This is a genomic window from Telluria sp. ZB4P36 (assembly GCF_059685865.1).
Map to the genome: position 1 here is coordinate 47,474 of NZ_JCASIE010000022.1, position 17,538 is coordinate 65,011.

A 17,538-nucleotide genomic window follows, 5' to 3' on the forward strand; every position below is an offset into this window, starting at 1 on the left:
TGGGTATGGAAATCATGCACGAGGGAGGCAACATGGACACGCGAAGCACATCCGGGGACGGCACGGTCCTGCGCATCGGGGGCATGACCTGCGCCTCCTGCGTGGCGCGGGTCGAGAAAGCGCTGGGCAAGGTCGCCGGCGTGAGCGGCGCGACGGTCAACCTCGCCACCGAAAAGGCGACGGTGCACGGCCAGGCCGCGGCAGGCGCGCTGGTGGCCGCGGTGCGCGAGGCCGGCTATGAGGCCGTCGAAGCGGCAGCCCATGCCCCGGCGCAGGCAGCGCCGGCCAGCGGCCTGCCGGCCTGGTGGCCGGTCGCCGCCGCGGTCCTGCTGAGCATCCCGCTGGTAGCGCCGATGCTGGCCCAGCCTTTCGGCCTCGACTGGATGCTGCCCGGCTGGCTGCAACTGGCGCTGGCGACGCCGGTGCAGTTCTGGCTCGGCGCGCGCTTCTACCGCGCCGGCTGGAAGGCCCTGCGCGCCGGCAGCGGCAACATGGACCTGCTGGTCGCGATCGGCACCAGCGCCGCCTACGGCCTGTCGCTCTACCTGCTATTGCGGCCCAGCCACCACGGCGCCCCCCACCTGTACTTCGAATCCTCGGCCGTGGTGATCACCCTGGTCCTGCTCGGCAAGTGGCTCGAAGCCCGCGCCAAGCGCCAGGCGGTGGCGGCGATCGGGGCGCTGGAGGCGCTGCGCAGCGAGGAAGCGCTGGTGCGGCGCGGCGGCGCCGACCTGCCGATTCCACTGGCCGAACTGCGCGTGGGCGAGCTGATGGTGGTGCGGCCGGGCGAGCGCGTGCCCGCCGACGGCAGCGTGGAAGAAGGACGCAGCCACCTCGACGAATCCCTGCTGACCGGCGAGAGCCTGCCCGTGGCCAAAGGGCCGGGCGAGCGCGTGGCCGGCGGCGCCGTGAACCTCGAGGGTTTGCTGCTGGTGCGCGCCACCGCGGTCGGCGCCGAAACCATGCTGTCGCAGATCATCCGCATGGTCGAGGATGCGCAGGCCGTCAAGGCGCCGATCCAGCGCCTGGTGGACCGGGTGAGCGCCGTGTTCGTGCCGGTGGTGCTGCTGGTGTCGCTCGCCACCCTGCTCGGCTGGGGCCTGGCGACCGGCGACTGGCAGACGGCGCTGCTGAACGCGGTGGCGGTGCAGGTGATCGCCTGTCCCTGTGCGCTCGGACTGGCGACGCCGGCCTCGATCATGGTCGGCACCGGAGCGGCGGCGCGCCACGGCATCCTGATCAAGGACGCCGAGGCGCTGGAAACCGCCCATGCGCTCGGGGTGGTGGTGTTCGACAAAACCGGCACCCTGACCGAGGGCAGGCCGCAACTGGTGGCCGTGGAGGGCGCGGACCCGGCGCGGGTGCTGCAGCTGGCCGCCGCCGTCCAGCAGACCAGCAGCCATCCGCTGGCCCGGGCGGTGCTCGACGCCGCCACCGAGCGCGGTACCAGCCTGCTGCCGGCGGCGGAGGCGCGTGCGCTGCCGGGCCGCGGCGTCGAGGCCGTGGTCGGCGCTGCGACGGTCTTGCTCGGCAACGCCCGCCTGATGCGGGAGCAGGGCGCGGCACTTGGCGAGCTGGAAGCCCGGGCCGCCGCCCACGAAGCACAGGGACGCACCGTGTCCTGGCTGGCGCTGCGCCAGGCCGGCGGCGCGGGCAGCCTCGAGGTCGCCGGGCTGCTGGCCTTCGGCGACACCCTGAAACCCGGCGCCGCCGCCGCGGTGGCGCGCTTGCGCCACATGGGCATCGAAGCGGTGATGCTGACCGGCGACAGCGAGGGCGCCGCGCGCGCCGTCGCCGCCCAAGCCGGCATCGAACGCTATCATGCCGGCGTGCTGCCGGGCGACAAGGCACGCGTGGTGACCGAGCTGATGGAGGCCAACGGCCGGGTGGCGATGGTCGGCGACGGCATCAACGACGCCCCGGCGCTGGCCGCGGCCGACGTCGGCATCGCGATGGCGAGCGGTACCGAGGTCGCCATGCAGACCGCCGGCATCACCCTGATGCGCAGCGACCCCGGCCTGGTGGCCGATGCGGTGGCGATCTCGCAGCGCACCTACGCCAAGATCCGCCAGAACCTCGGCTGGGCCTTCGTCTACAACGTGGTCGGCATCCCGCTGGCGGCCTTCGGCTTCCTCAACCCGGTGCTGGCCGGCGCGGCGATGGCGCTCAGTTCCGTGAGCGTGGTGGCGAATGCGCTGCTGCTGCGCGGCTGGCGCCCGAGCGAGGCATCCACGCAACAGACTTCCATTACCCACCGGGCCGAAGCGCCCATTCAACCAGGAGTACCAAACATGCATACATTGACCGTCGAAGACATGAGCTGCGGACATTGCGTCGGCCGCGTCACCAAGGCCGTGCAGGGCGTCGACGCGGCTGCCAAGGTCAGCGTCGACCTGCCGAGCAAACGCGTAACGATCGACAGCGACGCCGACCTCGAGCGGATCGTCGCGGCGATCGATGCCGCCGGCTATCCGGTGCGCGCCCGATCCTGAAATATCCGGAAAAACTAGTGCTCAGTTTCGGTAAAAATGCGTTATATTTTTAAGCACGTTGAATAAAGGCAGACGCACGGACGGAATACGACTTCTCGAACAGCATTCCCCCGGGATGACAGATGCGAAACGGTGTTTTGGCGGAACCGGCAGATCTTGCGAAACACCCTCCCTCCGGGGCGCAGCTGCGCAGCGTCCTGGTGGTGCTCGGCGTGCTGGCCGCGCTGTTCGCGCTGCTGGCCCCGTTCGCGCGCACGGCGCTGCCGGTGGCCCCGGAATTCATCCCGATGTACCAGTCGGTGCTCATCGGCAGCAACCTGCTCACCGGCATCCTGCTGCTGGGCCACGTCCACACCAGCCGATCATGGTCGCTCGGCATCCTGACGCTGGGCTTTTTTTTCACTGCCCTGATCGCGCTGGCCCACATGCTGACGTTCCCGGGCCTGTTCTCGGCCCACGGCGTGCTGGGCGGGAACGACCAGACCACTTCCTGGTTGTTCATGATCTGGCATGCGCTGTTTCCGCTGTTCGTGATCGGCTATGCGAGCAGCTACCGGCGCCCCTTGCCGGCCCATTTCCTGCGGGTCGGCACGCTGCTGACGGCGCTGTTCGTCGCGTTGCTGGTGCTGCTCTGCACCAGCGGGGCGCCCTACCTGCCCGAGATGATGGACGGACAGCGCTTCCGTCCCGCCTACCGCTGGATCAGTGCCGCCGTGCTGGCGCTCTCCCTGGTCGCCCTGTGGAAGACCGCGTGCAAGCGCCCGCGCGCCGTGCTCGACGTCTGGCTGACGATCTCGATGTCGGCCTGGGCCTTCGAGATCCTGCTGTCCTGCCTGCTCAACGGCGGCCGTTTCGACCTCGGCTTCTACGCCGGGCGCATGTACGGCCTGTCGGCCTCGCTGTTCGTGCTGGGCGCCGTTGCCATCGACAACATCGCCCTGCACGCGCGCCTGCGCGATACCGTCGAAGAGATGTTCGAGACGCGCGCCCGCGCCCAGTGGCAAAGCCTGCTCGGCGAGGTGCTGCGCCAGCTGCCCGACGGCGTCCTGATCGTCGACCGCGAGGGCCGCTGCGTGATGGCCAACGACCAGGCCGAACAGATGGCCGGGCGCTTCGAGCACACCGGAAAGGAGGGCATGCCCGGTCCGGCGGCGATGCTGTCCCTGATCGGCGCACCGGTGCGGCGCGCGATCGCCGGCGAGACCTTCGACGACGCCGTGCTCGAAAGCCTGACGCGCGACGGGCGGCGCGTCTACACCGTGAGCGGCGCGCCGCTGCGCGATGGCGCGGCCGACCTGGCGGCGGCGGTGATCGTGCTGGACGACGTCACCGAACGCACCGAAGCCAGCGCCGCGCTGGCGCGCGCGCTGGACCAGACCCGCTACCTGATCGAGAACACCCCGCTGGCGGTGATCGAGTGGGACCGCGACTTCGTGATCCGCCTGTGGAACAAGCGTGCCGAGGAACTGTTCGGCTGGAGCGCCCACGAGGCGGTGGGACGGCGCATCGACGCGCTGCCGGTGATCCATGAAGAGGATGCCGGCAAGGTGGCGGGCGCGATGGGACGCCTGCTCGATTCGGCCACGCGCTACGTCAAGTCGAGCAACCGCAACCGCACGCGCGACGGCCGCACCCTGAGCTGCGAGTGGTACAACTCGGTGCTGCACGACGAGGAAGGGCACATCGACCGGGTATTCTCGCTGGTGCTCGACGTCAGCGAGCGCGAGGAAGCGATGGAAGGCCTGAAGGAGGCCGACCGCCGCAAGGACGTCTACATCGCCACCCTGGCGCACGAGCTGCGCAACCCGCTGGCGCCGATCGCCAACGCCGCTTCGCTCCTGCGCGGCAAGGGGCTGGCCCAGGATCGCATCGAATGGATCGCCGCGATGGTCGGGCGCCAGACCGCCCAGATGGCGCGCCTGCTCGACGACCTGCTCGACGTGACCCGCATCAGCCGCGGCAAGATCGAACTGCACCGCGCGCCGCTGGAGCTGGGACGCCTGCTGCGCGACACCCTGCAGACCAGCATGCCGCTGATCGAGGCCGGGCGCCACGCCGTCGCGCTCGACCTGTGCGACGAGCCGGTGTGGGTCGATGCCGATGCGCTGCGCCTGACCCAGGTGCTGGCGAACCTGATCAACAATGCCGCCAAGTACACGCCGCCGGGCGGGCGCATCGAGATCCAGCTGCAGGAGAGCGACGGCGAAGCGCAGGTGAGCGTGTGCGACAACGGCATCGGGATCGAGCCGGACATGCTGGCGCGCGTGTTCGACGCCTTCGTGCAGGTGTCGAGCTCCAGCCACCTGGCGCAGGGCGGACTGGGCATCGGGCTGTCGCTGGCCAAGGGCCTGGTGGAGCTGCACGGTGGGCGCCTGGAGGCCCACAGCGCAGGCCCGGGGCAGGGATCGCGCTTCAGCGTACGGCTGCCGGCGATCCAGCCGGCGCCCGCGGTCGACGCGGCCGAACAACAGGCGGCCGGCGGCACGCGCCTGCGCAAGCACGTGCTGGTGGCGGACGACAACGTCGATGCCGCCGACTCCCTGGCCTGGCTGCTGCGCTCCGAAGGGGCGACGGTGGACGTCGGGCATGACGGGGCCCAGGCCCTGCGCCTGTACCACGAACACCCGGCCCACATCGTGGTGCTCGACCTGGGCATGCCGGAGGTCGATGGGCTGGAAGTCGCAAGCATCCTGTCGCGGCGCACGCCGCGGCCCTTCCTGGTGGCGGTCACCGGGCGCGGGCGCCAGGAAGACCGCGCGGCCTCGCTGGCGGCGGGCTTCGACGAGCACCTGACCAAGCCGGTGGCGCCGCAGCAGTTGATCGATCTGCTGGCAAAGTTATAGGCCGCCGGTATTGCTGAGCTTTGAAGCGACTGTTAGTATGCTGAGTGCATCGACTTGGAGGACGCATGCACACGCTGTTACGCCTGTTCGGCCCGCACCGCAGGAGAAACCAGGAAGACATCGCCGGCCGCGCGGCCGAGGTGATCGCCCACGTGCTGTTCGACGTGGGCCTCGAGCGTTTCCTGGCGGGCAGCGTGCTGCTCGACAGCCGGTTTCGCCTCCGCTTCTACGCGGTTCCGCCCCAACCGACCTCCGCCATCCTGGCCTGCGTCGCCGTTCGCGAGCTCGATGAAGCGCGCATGTTCCGGGACCAGGTGATGGAGCGCGGCATCGACACGCCGACCCTCGAGACGCATACCCGCATCATGGCGGACAGCATGATGCGCGCCATGCAGGCCCAGTCGCACGCCTTGCGCGCGCTCCCGCCCGCGCGGCGCGGGCGGCGCGGCATCCTCCGCCGGCACTGAACGGTCCGGTGCGCGCCGCCTTGCAAAGCGGCGCTATCCTTCCAGGCGAGGCGCAGGGGCGCCCGCTGTCACCGAGGAAAGGTCTCCGGCATGAGCGTACGCAACCTCGCGCACCTGTTCGCACCGAAGTCGCTGGCCCTGGTCGGCGCCTCCGAGCGGCCGGGCAGCCTGGGCGCGACGCTGCTGCACAACCTGCTGGCCGGCGGCTTCAAGGGCGAGGTCTGGCCGGTCAATCCCAAGTACGGCGAGCTGGCGGGAAGGCGCTGCTACGCCGGCGTGGCCGAGCTGCCCTCGGTGCCTGCGCTGGCCGTGATCTGCACGCCGCCGGCCACCATTCCCGCCATCGTGCGCCAGCTGGGCGAGCGCGGCACCCGCGCGGCGGTGGTCCTGAGCAGCGGCGTGGCGGATGGACGGGAAGCGCGCGGGCGCAGCCTGCGCCAGGCCATGCTCGATGCCGCCAACCCGTATTTGTTGCGCCTGCTGGGGCCGAACAGCGCCGGCCTGCTGGCGCCTGGCCTCGGCCTGAACGCCAGCGTCGCCACCAGCGGCGCGCTGCCGGGGCGGATCGCCTTCGTGTCGCAATCGGGCGCGCTGATGGTCGGGGTGCTGGACTGGGCGCGCACGCGCGGCATCGGCTTCTCGCACTTCATCGCGCTGGGCGACGCCGCCGACGTCGACCTGGGCGACGTGCTCGATTACCTGGCCAGCGACGGCGGCACCTCCGCCATCCTGCTCTACCTGCAGGACCTGCGCTATGCACGCAAGTTCATGTCGGCGGCGCGGGCCGCGGCGCGCAGCAAGCCGGTGCTGGTGCTGAAGGCCGGACGCGAAGACGATCCGCTGCCGGCCGCCGCCAGCGAAAGCGGGGCGCTGGCGGGCCGCGACGACGTCTTCGACGCCGCGATCCGGCGCGCCGGCATGCTGCGCGTGACCACCACCGACCAGCTGTTCTCGGCGGCCGAGACCCTGGCCTATGCGCGTCCGCTGCACGGCGAGCGCCTGGCCATCGTCAGCAACGGCGCCGGCCCGGGCGTGCTGGCGCGCGACGCGCTGGCCCATGGCGGCGGGGTCGAGGCGCAGTTCTCCGGCGCGGCGCGGGCGCGCCTGGATACGCTGCTGGCGCCGGGCTGGGGGCGCGGCAACGTGGTCGACCTGCAGGGCGGGGCGGCGCCCGAACTGTACCGCCAGACCCTCGAGATCCTGCTGCAGGACCCGGGCATCGATGCGGTGCTGGTGATCCAGTCGCCCACCGCCACGGTCGCCAGCCGTGACGTCGCCAACGCCATCGCGCCGCTGGTGCGCAGCGCTTCCAAGACCCTGCTTTCGTGCTGGCTGGGCGGGGCTGCGGTATCGGAAGCGCGCGCGATCGCTTCCGGCGCGCGGCTGCCGGCCTTCCGCACGCCGGAAGACGCGGTGGCCGGCTTCATGCAGCTGGTGCACTACCGGCGCAACCAGAACCTCTTGATGGAAGTGCCGCCCTCGATGGCCGGCACGGTGGCGCCCGACCGCGCCGCGGCGCGCGCCCTGGTGCGCGAAGCCATCGCGGGCGGGCGCTACTTGCTGTCCGACCCCGAGACCAAGGCGATCCTGCGCACCTACGGCATGGCGGTGGTCGAGACGCGCCAGGCCGCCGGCATCGAGGAAGCGGTGAGCGCGGCCCGGCGCATCGGCTATCCGGTGGCGGTCAAGATCCTGACGCCGGACGTGATGCACAAGTCGGATTTCGGCGGCGTGACGCTCGACCTCGACAGCGACGAAGGCGTGCGCGCCTCGGCCACCCGCATGCGCCGGCGCCTCGCCGAACTGTTCCCGCAGGCGCGCTTCGAGGGTTATTCGGTGCAGGCCATGGTCCGGCGCAGCAACGGGCATGAGCTGATCGCGGGCGCGGCCCTCGATCCGGTGTTCGGGCCGGTTATCGTGTTCGGGCAGGGCGGGGTGACGGTGGAGGTCACGCACGACTATGCGGTGGGCCTGCCGCCGCTGAACCTGGTGCTGGCACGCGACCTGGTCGACCGCACCCGGGTCGCCCGGCTGCTGGCCGGCTACCGCAACCGGCCGGCGGTGAACATGGACGCGGTGCTGGCCGCGCTGGTGCAGGTCTCGCGCATGGTCTCGGACATCCCCGAGATCGTCGAGCTGGACCTGAACCCGCTGCTGGCCGACAGCCGCGGCGCGACCGTGCTGGATGCGCGCATGCGCCTGGCCCTGGCCGACCGTTCCGGCAGCACCCTGGACCGGCTCGCGATCCGGCCCTATCCGCGCGAGCTGGAGCAAACCATCGAATGGCAGGGCGCGCCACTGCTGCTGCGGCCGATCCGGCCCGAGGACGGCCCGGCCCACCTGGCCTTTTTCGACGCGCTCACGCCGGACGACGTGCGCTACCGGATGTTCGTGCGCATCCGCGAGCTCCAGCCTTCGCAGCTGGCGCGCTTTACCCAGATCGACTACGACCGCGAGATGGCCTTCATCGCCACCAGGCTCAATGCGGAAGGCGTGGCGGAGACGCTGGCGGTGGGGCGGGTGGTGGCCGATCCGGACAACATCACGGCGGAATTCGCGGTGACGGTGCGCTCGGACCTGAAGGGCATGGGGCTGGGGAAGATCATGATGCAGAAGCTGATCGACTACTGCCGTTCGCGCGGCACGCGCGAGATCGTGGGGGAGGCGCTGCCCCAGAATTCGCGGATCACGGGCATGGTCAAGAAGCTGGGCTTCACGGTGAAGTCGACCGGCCTGGAAGGCATGCGCGAGATGCGCCTCGTGCTGTGACGCGGGATTTCAGCGCCTGAAGCGCACGTCTTCCTGCACCACCTTCGCGTCCCCCTTGGGCTTCTTGGGCTTCTTCGGCTTCTTGACGATCTTCCCGCCCGCTTCCGTCACCGGCACCCGGTGCTCCGGCTCGAACCCGCCTTCTTCCGCCCGCTCCAGGGTCTGGCGGGTCAACGCCTCGATCGCCGCCAGGTATTCCACTTCGTCGGCGCAGACCAGCGAGACCGCCTCGCCCGAGGCCCCGGCGCGTCCGGTACGGCCGGTGCGGTGCACGTAGTCCTCGGCCACGATCGGCAGATCGACGTTCACCACCACCGGCAGGTCGTCGATGTCGAGACCGCGCGCGGCGACGTCGGTCGCCACCAGCACTTTCACATCGCCGGCCTTGAATCGCTCGAGCGCGCGCAGGCGCGCCGGCTGCGGCTTGTCGCCGTGGATGGCGTCGGCCGGGATGCGCTTGGCGTCCAGCAGGCCGACCAGCTCGTCCACGCCCTTGCGGGTCTTGGCGAAGGCCAGCACCTGGGTCCAGCCGTGCTTCTTTAGCAGGTGCAGGAACAGCTCGGGCTTGCGCTTCTTGTCGACCGTGACCAGCCACTGCTTGACTGCGCTGACGGTGGTATTGCGCGGCGACGCCTCGATGCGCACCGGCTCGCGCAGCAGCTGGTTGGCCATGGCGCGGATCTGGTCCGAGAAGGTGGCCGAGAACAGCAGGGTCTGGCGCTTCTTGGGCAGGGCCGCGAACACCTGGTCGAGTTCTTTCGAGAAGCCGAGGTCGAGCATGCGGTCGGCCTCGTCCAGCACCAGGGTCGTCACTTCGTTGAACTTCACGGCATTCTGGCGGTGCAGGTCGAGCAGGCGGCCCGGCGTGGCCACCAGCACATCGACGCCCTTGCGCAAGTTCATCATCTGCGGATTAATGCTGACCCCGCCGTAGGCCACCATGGTGCGCAGGTTCAGCCCGGCGCCATAGGTGCGGAAGCTCTCGTGCACCTGCTCGGCCAGCTCGCGGGTCGGCACCAGCACCAGGGCGCGCACGGCATTGCTGCCGACCGGCGTGCTTTTCTTGAAGAGGCGCTGCAGGATCGGCAGGGCGAAGCCGGCAGTCTTGCCGGTGCCGGTCTGGGCCGCGGCCATGACGTCCTTGCCGGACAGTACGGCAGGAATCGCCTGCTCCTGCACGGCGGTCGGGGTGGTGTAGTCGAGCGAAACGAGGGTATGGACGATCGGTTCGATCAATCCAAGGGAAGCAAAGGGCATGGGAACCTTACGGCGAATAAATGTATAGGCCGTAGTTTACCGTGCCGGAGGCCGCCTTGCGAGGCGAAAGCGTCCGATCAGGCGGAAACGACGATATCCGACAGGTCGACGATCGGCTTGGCCGGCTCGCGCTGGTCCTTGCAGCCGCCCATCAGGAGGCAGGCGAAAACCAGGCTCATCGGAAAGAAGCGGCGCGGTGGCATGATGGCTCCTTGCTAAGAGATTCCATCATACGCCAGTCCGCGCCCGAAATACATACGGGTTTAGAAGCTGTACGACATGCTGGCGCGCAGCACCGGATAGATCTTGTAGTCCGAGGCTTCTTCGCTCAGGCGCAGTTCCTCGACGGCGACGTCGCTGGCCAGCTTGCCGCACACGGCATTGGAGGTGGTGCAGCCGCGCGGGATCAGGTTGACCTGGGCCTTGCCCTGGTAGAGGGCGCCGATGTCGGTAGCGAAGTTCCAGCGCTTGTTCGGGGTCAGGGCATTGCCCCAGCCGATGCCGATATAGGGTGCGGCGCGGCGGAAGCTCACATCGCCCTCGAGCCGGCCGATGTCGCTGGTCGAGTAGGTGTTGCCGTTGAAGGTGAAGCTGCCGCTGGCGCTCGGCACGCCGACCGCCTTGAAGCGGGTGCCGTTGTACACAAGGCCGCCGGTCAGGCGGAAGCTGCTCTGCGGGATGACATACCAGTCGAACAGCACGTCGAAGGTCGCCAGCTTGCCGTCGAGCTTATAGTCGACCAGGCCCGAACGCTTTTCGAAATCGTGCTTGAGGTAGTTGGCGCCGAAGCGGCCGTTCAGGTTGCGCTCCATCGGGACGACCAGGTGCAGGCCGGCGCCGGTGGTGCCGAGGTCGGCGGTAACGGCCGCGCCGAGCTGGGCGTGGGCCGAGGCGCCGATGGTGATGGCGGCGAGGGCAAAGAGGGTGTGCTTGAGTGCCATGCTGGAAAACCTTTCGAATTCAAATCAGCGGGCATTGTAGCCGCACAGTCCGCCGGCAGCGGAAAAACAGCAGGCGGGTGAGGGCAATGTGCAACGGTTTTTTTGTGCCGATGGGGACCGGTTTCGTCGCCGCTATCCCGGCTCCGTCGCATAATGTCACCTGGCAATCGAGACCGGACTTAATCTGGCGCTGCCCTTCCTTCTGAAAGAACATCATGATCGCAAGCATTATTCACCTCGGACGGCTGCTGCTGGCCTGGCTCGGCTGCTACCTGTTCCTGTGCATCCTCCTCAACGAGACCATCTTCGAACCCCTGGACCGCGATCCCGGCGGCTGGTTCGCCGTGGGCGCGCTGCTGCTCGGCACCTGGGTGGCCTCCGGTGTGTTCTCGCACATCCGCCGGGTGCGCCTGGTGGCGGGCGTCGTCAACGGCAGCACGCTGTCGAACCGCCAGCGCCGCCAGATCGAGATCCCCTTCGAGGCCGGCGAGGCCTTCGACCTGATCGACGCCGCGATCCGCGAACTGCCGGGCATCGAGATCGTCGACTCGGCCCGCGACAGCCTGCAGGTGCGCGCCAAGGTGGCCCGCATCGATCCCTACGGCGGCCACGGCCGTCACCAGGGCGAGGGGCAGGTCGCCAGCTGGGCGCTCGACCGTTTCGGCGCCCACCGCAACCAGATCCTGGCCACCGTCACCCCGAACGGCGACGACGCCGGCAGCGTGACCCTGATCTGCGAGCCTGAGCCGGCGGCCTGGACCGACCTGTTCCTGGTCGACCATGGCACCGACCTGGAAAATGCCGAAGCCGTCGTGCGCGCCGTCACCCGCCGCGTGGCCGAGCGCCGCCGCGGCGAGGCGGCCCGGGTGCGCCAGACCGCCACCGAGAAGGAACTCACGGTGGCCAAGCTGAACCTGCTGCACGCCCAGGTCGAGCCCCACTTCCTGTACAACACCCTGGCCAGCGCCCAGGTGCTGACCCGGACCGACCCGGCGCGCGCCGACGAAATGCTCGGAAACCTGATCCAGTACCTGCGCCACTCGCTGCCGCGCACCGAGGACGCACCCTCGACCATCGGCGAAGAGCTGGAGCGCGCGCGCGCCTACCTCGACATCCTCAAAATCCGCATGGGCCCGCGCCTGCAGCTGCAGATCGACGTCCCGGAACCGCTGCGCGGGGTGCTGTTCCCGACCATGATGCTGCAGACCCTGGTCGAGAACGCGATCAAGCACGGGCTGGAACCGAAGCCGGGCGGCGGCACCGTGTGGATCCTGGCGCGCCAGGTAGACAGCGCGGTGGCGGTGACGGTGGCCGACGACGGCCGCGGCTTCACGGCCGAGGGCGGCGGCACCGGGGTGGGGCTGCGCAATGTGCGCGAACGCCTGCGCCTGGCCTACGGCAATGCGGCTTCATTCTCGATCGTGGCCAACTTCCCGAACGGCGTGGCAGCCACCATCACGGTGCCGAACGCCGTCAACGGCACCACCACCCTGAGCGGCGCCGTCAAGGCCGCGGGAGCCTATCATGACTGAGCGCCTCAAATGCGTCGTCGCCGAAGACGAGACGCTGCTGCGTGAATCGCTGGTGCAGCTGCTGGGGCAGGTATGGCCGGAACTCGACATCGTCGCCGCCTGCGAAGACGGCGGCAGCGCGCTGGAAGCGATCGCCGAGCACCGCCCGCAAGTGGTATTCCTCGACATTCGCATGCCGGGCCTGAGCGGGCTGGAAGTGGCTTCCAGCCTGGTCGAGGCGGGGATCAAGACCGAGGTGGTGTTCGTCACGGCCTACGACCAGTATGCGATCGATGCCTTCGAGCGCGGGGCCGTGGATTACCTGCTCAAGCCGGTGGCGCGCGAGCGCCTGGCCGGCACGGTGGGACGACTGCGCGAGCGCCTGGCGAAGGGCGGACCGGACGTGCGGCTGCTGCAGGCGCTGCTGCAGCAGCTGGCGACGGTCGCGCCGCCGCAGCCAAAGGCGCCGCCGCTGGTATGGCTGACCGCCAGCCGCGGGCAGGAGACGCGCCTGATCCTGGTCGACGACGTGGCCTACTTCCAGGCCGACAGCAAGTACACGGTGGTGATGACGGCTGACGGCGAAGCCCTGCTGAGGAAGCCCATCCGCGACCTGCTGGACGTGCTGGACCCGACCATGTTCAAGCAGGTGCACCGCTCGACCATCGTCAACCTGCGCGCGGTGGCCGGTGTCTCGCGCGACGAGAGCGGGCGCGGCACCCTGCGCCTGAAGAACCGGCCCGAGACCCTGGCGGTGAGCCAGCCCTTCATGGCGCTGTTCCGTAACATGTAGATGTAAGGGAATGTTAAAAGTTGCGCAGAGTGTAAGAGTGTGGCCTGGCGCACATAAGGATTGCTGTTTCCAATGGTAAAGTGCGCTCATCAATGCAAAATGAGAGGCACCCATGAAAGCCCTGATTCTCTGCGCAGCCCTCGCGGCGGCTTCCTTCCCGGCCCTGGCCCAGACCAACGTCAGCATCAGCGTCGGCCAGCCCGGCTTCTACGGCCGCCTCGACATCGGCGACTTCGGTCCGCCGCCGGTCTATGTGGCGCAGCCGATCATCGTCGAGCGCTACGAGCGCGTGCGCGCCCAGCCGGTCTACCTGCGCGTGCCGCCGGGCCACCGCAAGAACTGGAGCAAGCATTGCCGCAAGTACGGCGCCTGCGGCCAGCCGGTGCTGTTCGTGCAGGACCGCTGGTACTCGGACGTGTACGCGCCGCGCTACCGCGAAGTGCACTACCGTGAACGCTACGACGACCGTGGACGCGGCGACGACCGTTACGACGATCGTGACCACGGCAGGGATCATGACCGCGGCCATGGCAAGCACAAGCACAAGCACAAGGACAAGGACAAGGGCCACGGCAAGGGCCACGACTAAGGAAGCCTGCGCGGGGGGGCTATTCCGGCAGCGGCGCCTCCGGCGGCAGCAGCTCTTCGTGCACCAGCTCCTGCCAGAAGGACGCCGGAATCTTCACCGCCATCAGGTCCGCATTGCGACGCAGGTGCCGGGTGCTGCTGGCGCCCGGGATGGTCGCGGCCACCACCGGATGGGCCGCGCCGAACTGCAGCGCTGCCGCGGGCAGGTCGACCCCATGGCGTGCCGCCACCCGGCGCAGGCGTTCGCGGCGTTCATGATGCTGCGGCTTGGCGGGCACGTAGTCGTAATGCTCGCCGCCGGCCAGGAAGCCGGAGTTGAATGGACCGCCCAGCACGATCCCCGCGCCGCGCTCGGCGCACAGCGGGAACAGTTCCGCCAGGGGCGTGGTCTCCATCAGCGTGTAGCGCCCGGCCAGCAGGAAGATGTCGGGGTCGGAATCGTGCAGCGCGCGCAGGCAGGGCTCGACCGTGTTCACGCCCAGGCCCCAGCCCTTGATCAGGCCTTCCTCGCGCATCCGCACCAGCTCTTCGAAGGCGCCGCCCGCGCCGGCCGCGATCCGGTAATGGTGATCGAACTGATCTCCCAAGTGGTCGGGCGACAGGTCGTGCACGTAGACGATGTCGATGCTGCCCAGGGCCAGCCGCTGCAGGCTGTCCTCGACCGAGCGGCGCGCGCCCGCCGCCGTGTAGTCGGTCATGCGCCGGAAGGGCAGCGAGGATACGAAGGGCGGGGCGATGTCGCCGGCCGGGTCGGGCACCAGCAGCCGTCCGACCTTGGTCGACAGCGTGTACTGTTCGCGCGGACGGCTGCGCAGGGCCTGGCCGAAGCGGTGCTCGGACAGGCCGGTGCCGTAGTGCGGCGCCGTGTCGAAGTAGCGGATGCCCGTTTCCCATGCCGCGCCGACGGTGGTGTGGGCCGCCTCGTCGCCCGTGGTGTGGTACATGTCGCCCAGCCCGGTGCCGCCAAGGCCCAGGTGCGTGATCGGCCGGAAACGCTGGTTCATGGCGTCCTTTCGTGTCGGTGGTCGCGCCATGCTACACCAGCGGCAGGTAGCACGCGCTTTGCGCCAACGTAGTAAGATTGCCACATCGCCCATGTGCTGGCATTGCCGGACGGGCGCCATGACGGAGACTTACTTTGCGTAGCGAAATCGTGATCGTGGGTGGCGGTGCGGGCGGCCTCGAACTGGCCTGCAAACTGGGCCGCAAGCTCGGCCCGTCGAAGGTGACGCTGGTGGACAGCCGGCTTTACCACATCTGGAAACCCTCGCTGCACGAGGTGGCGGCCGGCACCCTGGACATCCACCAGGAAGGCCTGTCCTACCAAATGCTGGCGCATGACAATGGCTTCAATTTCGTGTTCGGGCCGATGACGGCGCTGGATGCGGCAGCGAAGACCATCACGGTGGGCGCGATCGTCGCCGCCACCGACAACGACGAAGTCCTGCCCGAGCGCCGCATCCATTACGGCTCGCTGGTGCTGGCGGTCGGCAGCACCTCGAATTATTTCGGCGTGCCCGGCGCGCAGGAAAACACCATCTCCCTGAATGCCACCGAAGACGCCGAGCGCTTCCGCCTGCGCATGCTGCGCCTGATGCTGGCCGCCGAACAGGAACACGAAGAAGGCAAGGGCAGGGGCCTGGACGTGGTGATCATCGGCGGCGGCGCCACCGGCGTGGAGCTGGCGGCCGAACTGCGCGAAGCTTCCGGCGCCTACGTCACCTATGGCTTCGACCAGCTCGACGTCAAGCGCGACGTGCGCATCACCATCCTGGAAGGGGCGCCGCGCGTGCTGGCGCCCTTGCCCGAAAAGGTATCGGCGGCGGCCAGCGACCTGCTGGCCAAGCGCGGCATCCGCGTCGTCACCAATTGCCGGGTCACCCAGATCGACCGCGACAAGGTGATCGACAAGGACGGCAATGTCTACCCTGCCAAGCTGTGCGTCTGGGCGGCCGGCATCAAGGCGCCCGACCTGTTGGCCGCGCTGGGCCTGCCGACCGCGAAAGGCGGGCAGGTCGAGGTCGACGCGCACCTGCGCGTGAAAGGGGCGGACGACATCTATGCGCTGGGCGACTGCGCCGCCTGCGTCGACGGCAATGGCAATGCGGTGCCGCCGCGCGCCCAGGCCGCCCACCAGCAGGCCGACTACCTGGTGACCAGCTTTATCCGCAAGTCCAAAGGGCAGGCGCCGCAGGACCGGCCGTATGAATACCGCGACTACGGCTCCTTGGTGTCGGTCGGCCGTGACACGAGCGTCGGCAGCCTGATGGGATCATTGCGCGGCGCCAGCTGGTTCGTGCAGGGCACGATGGCGCGCATGATGTACACCAGCCTGCACCTGATGCACCATCGTGCGGTGCTGGGGACGATGCGCACCGGGGTGCTGGCACTGGCGCGCTTCCTGGTGCGGCGCGCCACGCCGCTGGTGAAGCTGCACTAAGAACCTATCCCAGCAGGGAATGAGGCGTCAGGCGCGCGGCGCCTGCTTCGGCAGGGTCATGCGCAGCACGGCGCCGCCCGACTCGCCTGCGCCGAGTTCCAGCGTGCCGCCCAGGAAGCGGGCGCGCTCGCGCAGCAGGCGCAGGCCATGACAGCTGGTGGACTCCAGAATGTCGTCGCCGCGCGGCGGGCCGGCGCCGTTGTCGCGCACGGTCAGCATCACCTGTTCGCCGTCGTCGTCCAGGATTACCTCGGCTTCGGTCGCGCGCGCATGCGCCGCCACGTTGCGCAGGCCTTCCTCGGCGCAACGCAGCAGCACCACGCCCTGGGTGCGGGTATAGGTGGCGTCCTCGTCGGGCAGGCTGGCGCGCGCCTTGATGCCGTGCGCCGCGCCGAAGCCCGGCACCAGTTCGGCCAGGGCGGCCTTCAGGCCGAGGAACTCGAGCTTGTCGTTCCACAGATCGAGCTGCATCTTGCGGTTGGTCTCGATGATGTTCGCCAGCAGCTGCTTCATTTGCGCGCTGCGGTCGCGCATCGACTGGTTGTCGGCCGGGATGTGCTGGCTGAGCAGCGCCAGGTGCATGGTCAGCGCCGTCATCGACGAGCCGAGGCTGTCGTGCAGCTGGCGTGCCAGCAGGCGGCGTTCCTCGTCCCAGCAGGCGGCGAGGTAGCCCAGCATCTCGGTGAGTTCAGCGGTGCGGTCCGCGCCCGGCGCCGTGCTTGCGGCAGCGGCCGGGTCGGCCCGCAGATGTGCCTGTTCGGTCATCGTAGGCTCGGTTAAAAGTTTCCCAAATCATACAACAGTTGGCGTTTCGGCGGCGCGCAATGGCGGTGCAGCGTGGCGGCCGGGGAACAGGTGACAGCGTGTGCTGCCGTACAGTCGCGTTGGCGGATTCCGGCGAAGCTTGGGGCGTGGCAGATGCCACCTTACCAACAGACAGAGTCAAAAAAACGGGGGTACTACAATGACGACCGCAAGCAAACCGCAGGATGCCATCACGCTGCTGACCGGGCAGCACCGCGAAGTCCACGCCATGTTCGAGAAATTCGAGAACATGACCGACCGCGCCAAGGTCAGCAAGAAAAAACTGGCCGACGAGATCTGCCAGGCGCTCATCATGCACACCACGATCGAGGAAGAAATCCTGTATCCGGCAGTGCGCGAAGCGACCAAGGAGACCGAAGACATGGTGGACGAAGCCGTGGTCGAACACGCGTCGGCCAAGGACCTGATCGCCCAGATCCAGGAAATGGACCCGGGCGACGACCTGTACGACGCCAAGGTGAAGGTGCTGGGCGAGCTGGTCGACCACCACGTCGAGGAAGAAGAGAAGGAAATGTTCCCGAAGATGAAGGAACTGAAGCTGGACCTGCAGGCGCTGGGTCAGGAGATGGCGGCACGCGCCGCGGAACTGCAGTAACGGGCAATCGGGGCGCC

General features: G+C 68.9%; 14 protein-coding genes. 9 read left to right on the plus strand and 5 right to left on the minus strand.

The genetic code is table 11. From position 1 onward, the window contains the following. Positions 1 to 32: 32 nt before the first annotated feature. The 4 genes from AC56LK_RS21750 to AC56LK_RS21765 all read left to right on the plus strand — a co-directional run bounded on the left by AC56LK_RS21750 (position 33) and on the right by AC56LK_RS21765 (position 8,571). Entirely contained in the window at positions 33 to 2,492 is a 2,460-nt protein-coding gene (locus tag AC56LK_RS21750; protein WP_497186558.1) for a heavy metal translocating P-type ATPase, read from the plus strand. A gap of 122 nt (positions 2,493 to 2,614) precedes the next feature. Next, complete coding sequence (locus AC56LK_RS21755) at positions 2,615 to 5,335, plus strand: ATP-binding protein (protein WP_497186559.1); 2,721 nt, start codon at positions 2,615 to 2,617, stop codon at positions 5,333 to 5,335. Positions 5,336 to 5,400: 65 nt separating this feature from the next. After that, positions 5,401 to 5,802 carry a hypothetical protein gene (locus tag AC56LK_RS21760; protein WP_497186560.1) on the plus strand — a complete coding sequence of 134 codons (402 nt, stop codon included), beginning with the start codon at positions 5,401 to 5,403 and terminating at the stop codon, positions 5,800 to 5,802. A gap of 90 nt (positions 5,803 to 5,892) precedes the next feature. Next, positions 5,893 to 8,571, plus strand: a complete 2,679-nt coding sequence (locus AC56LK_RS21765) for a bifunctional acetate--CoA ligase family protein/GNAT family N-acetyltransferase (protein WP_497186561.1) — start codon at positions 5,893 to 5,895, stop codon at positions 8,569 to 8,571. Positions 8,572 to 8,580: 9 nt separating this feature from the next. Here the strand turns inward: AC56LK_RS21765 and AC56LK_RS21770 are convergent, their stop codons facing one another. The 3 genes from AC56LK_RS21770 to AC56LK_RS21780 all read right to left on the minus strand — a co-directional run bounded on the left by AC56LK_RS21770 (position 8,581) and on the right by AC56LK_RS21780 (position 10,769). After that, a complete protein-coding gene (locus tag AC56LK_RS21770) occupies positions 8,581 to 9,828 on the minus strand; it encodes a DEAD/DEAH box helicase (RefSeq protein WP_497186562.1) in 1,248 nt (415 codons plus the stop codon). 77 nt (positions 9,829 to 9,905) lie between these two features. After that, positions 9,906 to 10,031 (minus strand): hypothetical protein, encoded by a 126-nt coding sequence (locus AC56LK_RS21775; protein ID WP_497186563.1) that lies wholly within the window; start codon positions 10,029 to 10,031, stop codon positions 9,906 to 9,908. Positions 10,032 to 10,091: 60 nt separating this feature from the next. After that, a complete protein-coding gene (locus tag AC56LK_RS21780) occupies positions 10,092 to 10,769 on the minus strand; it encodes a hypothetical protein (RefSeq protein ID WP_497186564.1) in 678 nt (225 codons plus the stop codon). 215 nt (positions 10,770 to 10,984) lie between these two features. On the opposite strand from AC56LK_RS21780, the gene AC56LK_RS21785 reads away from it, so the two are divergent. From AC56LK_RS21785 to AC56LK_RS21795, 3 genes are all read left to right on the plus strand, one after another. Then, complete coding sequence (locus AC56LK_RS21785) at positions 10,985 to 12,301, plus strand: histidine kinase (protein WP_497186565.1); 1,317 nt, start codon at positions 10,985 to 10,987, stop codon at positions 12,299 to 12,301. After that, positions 12,294 to 13,073, plus strand: a complete 780-nt coding sequence (locus AC56LK_RS21790; protein WP_497186566.1) for a LytR/AlgR family response regulator transcription factor — start codon at positions 12,294 to 12,296, stop codon at positions 13,071 to 13,073. The genes AC56LK_RS21785 and AC56LK_RS21790 overlap by 8 nt, the downstream gene beginning before the upstream one ends. A gap of 112 nt (positions 13,074 to 13,185) precedes the next feature. Further along, the gene (locus tag AC56LK_RS21795; protein WP_497186567.1) at positions 13,186 to 13,662 is read left to right on the plus strand and encodes a hypothetical protein; all 477 of its coding nucleotides are present in this window, start codon (positions 13,186 to 13,188) and stop codon (positions 13,660 to 13,662) included. Positions 13,663 to 13,681: 19 nt separating this feature from the next. Here the strand turns inward: AC56LK_RS21795 and AC56LK_RS21800 are convergent, their stop codons facing one another. Continuing rightward, entirely contained in the window at positions 13,682 to 14,665 is a 984-nt protein-coding gene (locus tag AC56LK_RS21800) for an aldo/keto reductase (protein ID WP_497186568.1), read from the minus strand. 134 nt (positions 14,666 to 14,799) lie between these two features. Here AC56LK_RS21800 and AC56LK_RS21805 point away from each other — a divergent pair, with 134 nt between their 5' ends. Further along, positions 14,800 to 16,101 (plus strand): NAD(P)/FAD-dependent oxidoreductase, encoded by a 1,302-nt coding sequence (locus AC56LK_RS21805; protein ID WP_497186569.1) that lies wholly within the window; start codon positions 14,800 to 14,802, stop codon positions 16,099 to 16,101. A gap of 27 nt (positions 16,102 to 16,128) precedes the next feature. On the opposite strand, the gene AC56LK_RS21810 is transcribed toward AC56LK_RS21805, so the two are convergent. Then, positions 16,129 to 16,866, minus strand: coding sequence for a sensor histidine kinase (locus AC56LK_RS21810; protein ID WP_497186570.1), 738 nt, complete (start codon positions 16,864 to 16,866; stop codon positions 16,129 to 16,131). A gap of 199 nt (positions 16,867 to 17,065) precedes the next feature. On the opposite strand from AC56LK_RS21810, the gene AC56LK_RS21815 reads away from it, so the two are divergent. Continuing rightward, positions 17,066 to 17,521, plus strand: coding sequence for a hemerythrin domain-containing protein (locus AC56LK_RS21815; RefSeq protein ID WP_497186571.1), 456 nt, complete (start codon positions 17,066 to 17,068; stop codon positions 17,519 to 17,521). Positions 17,522 to 17,538 lie beyond the last annotated feature (17 nt).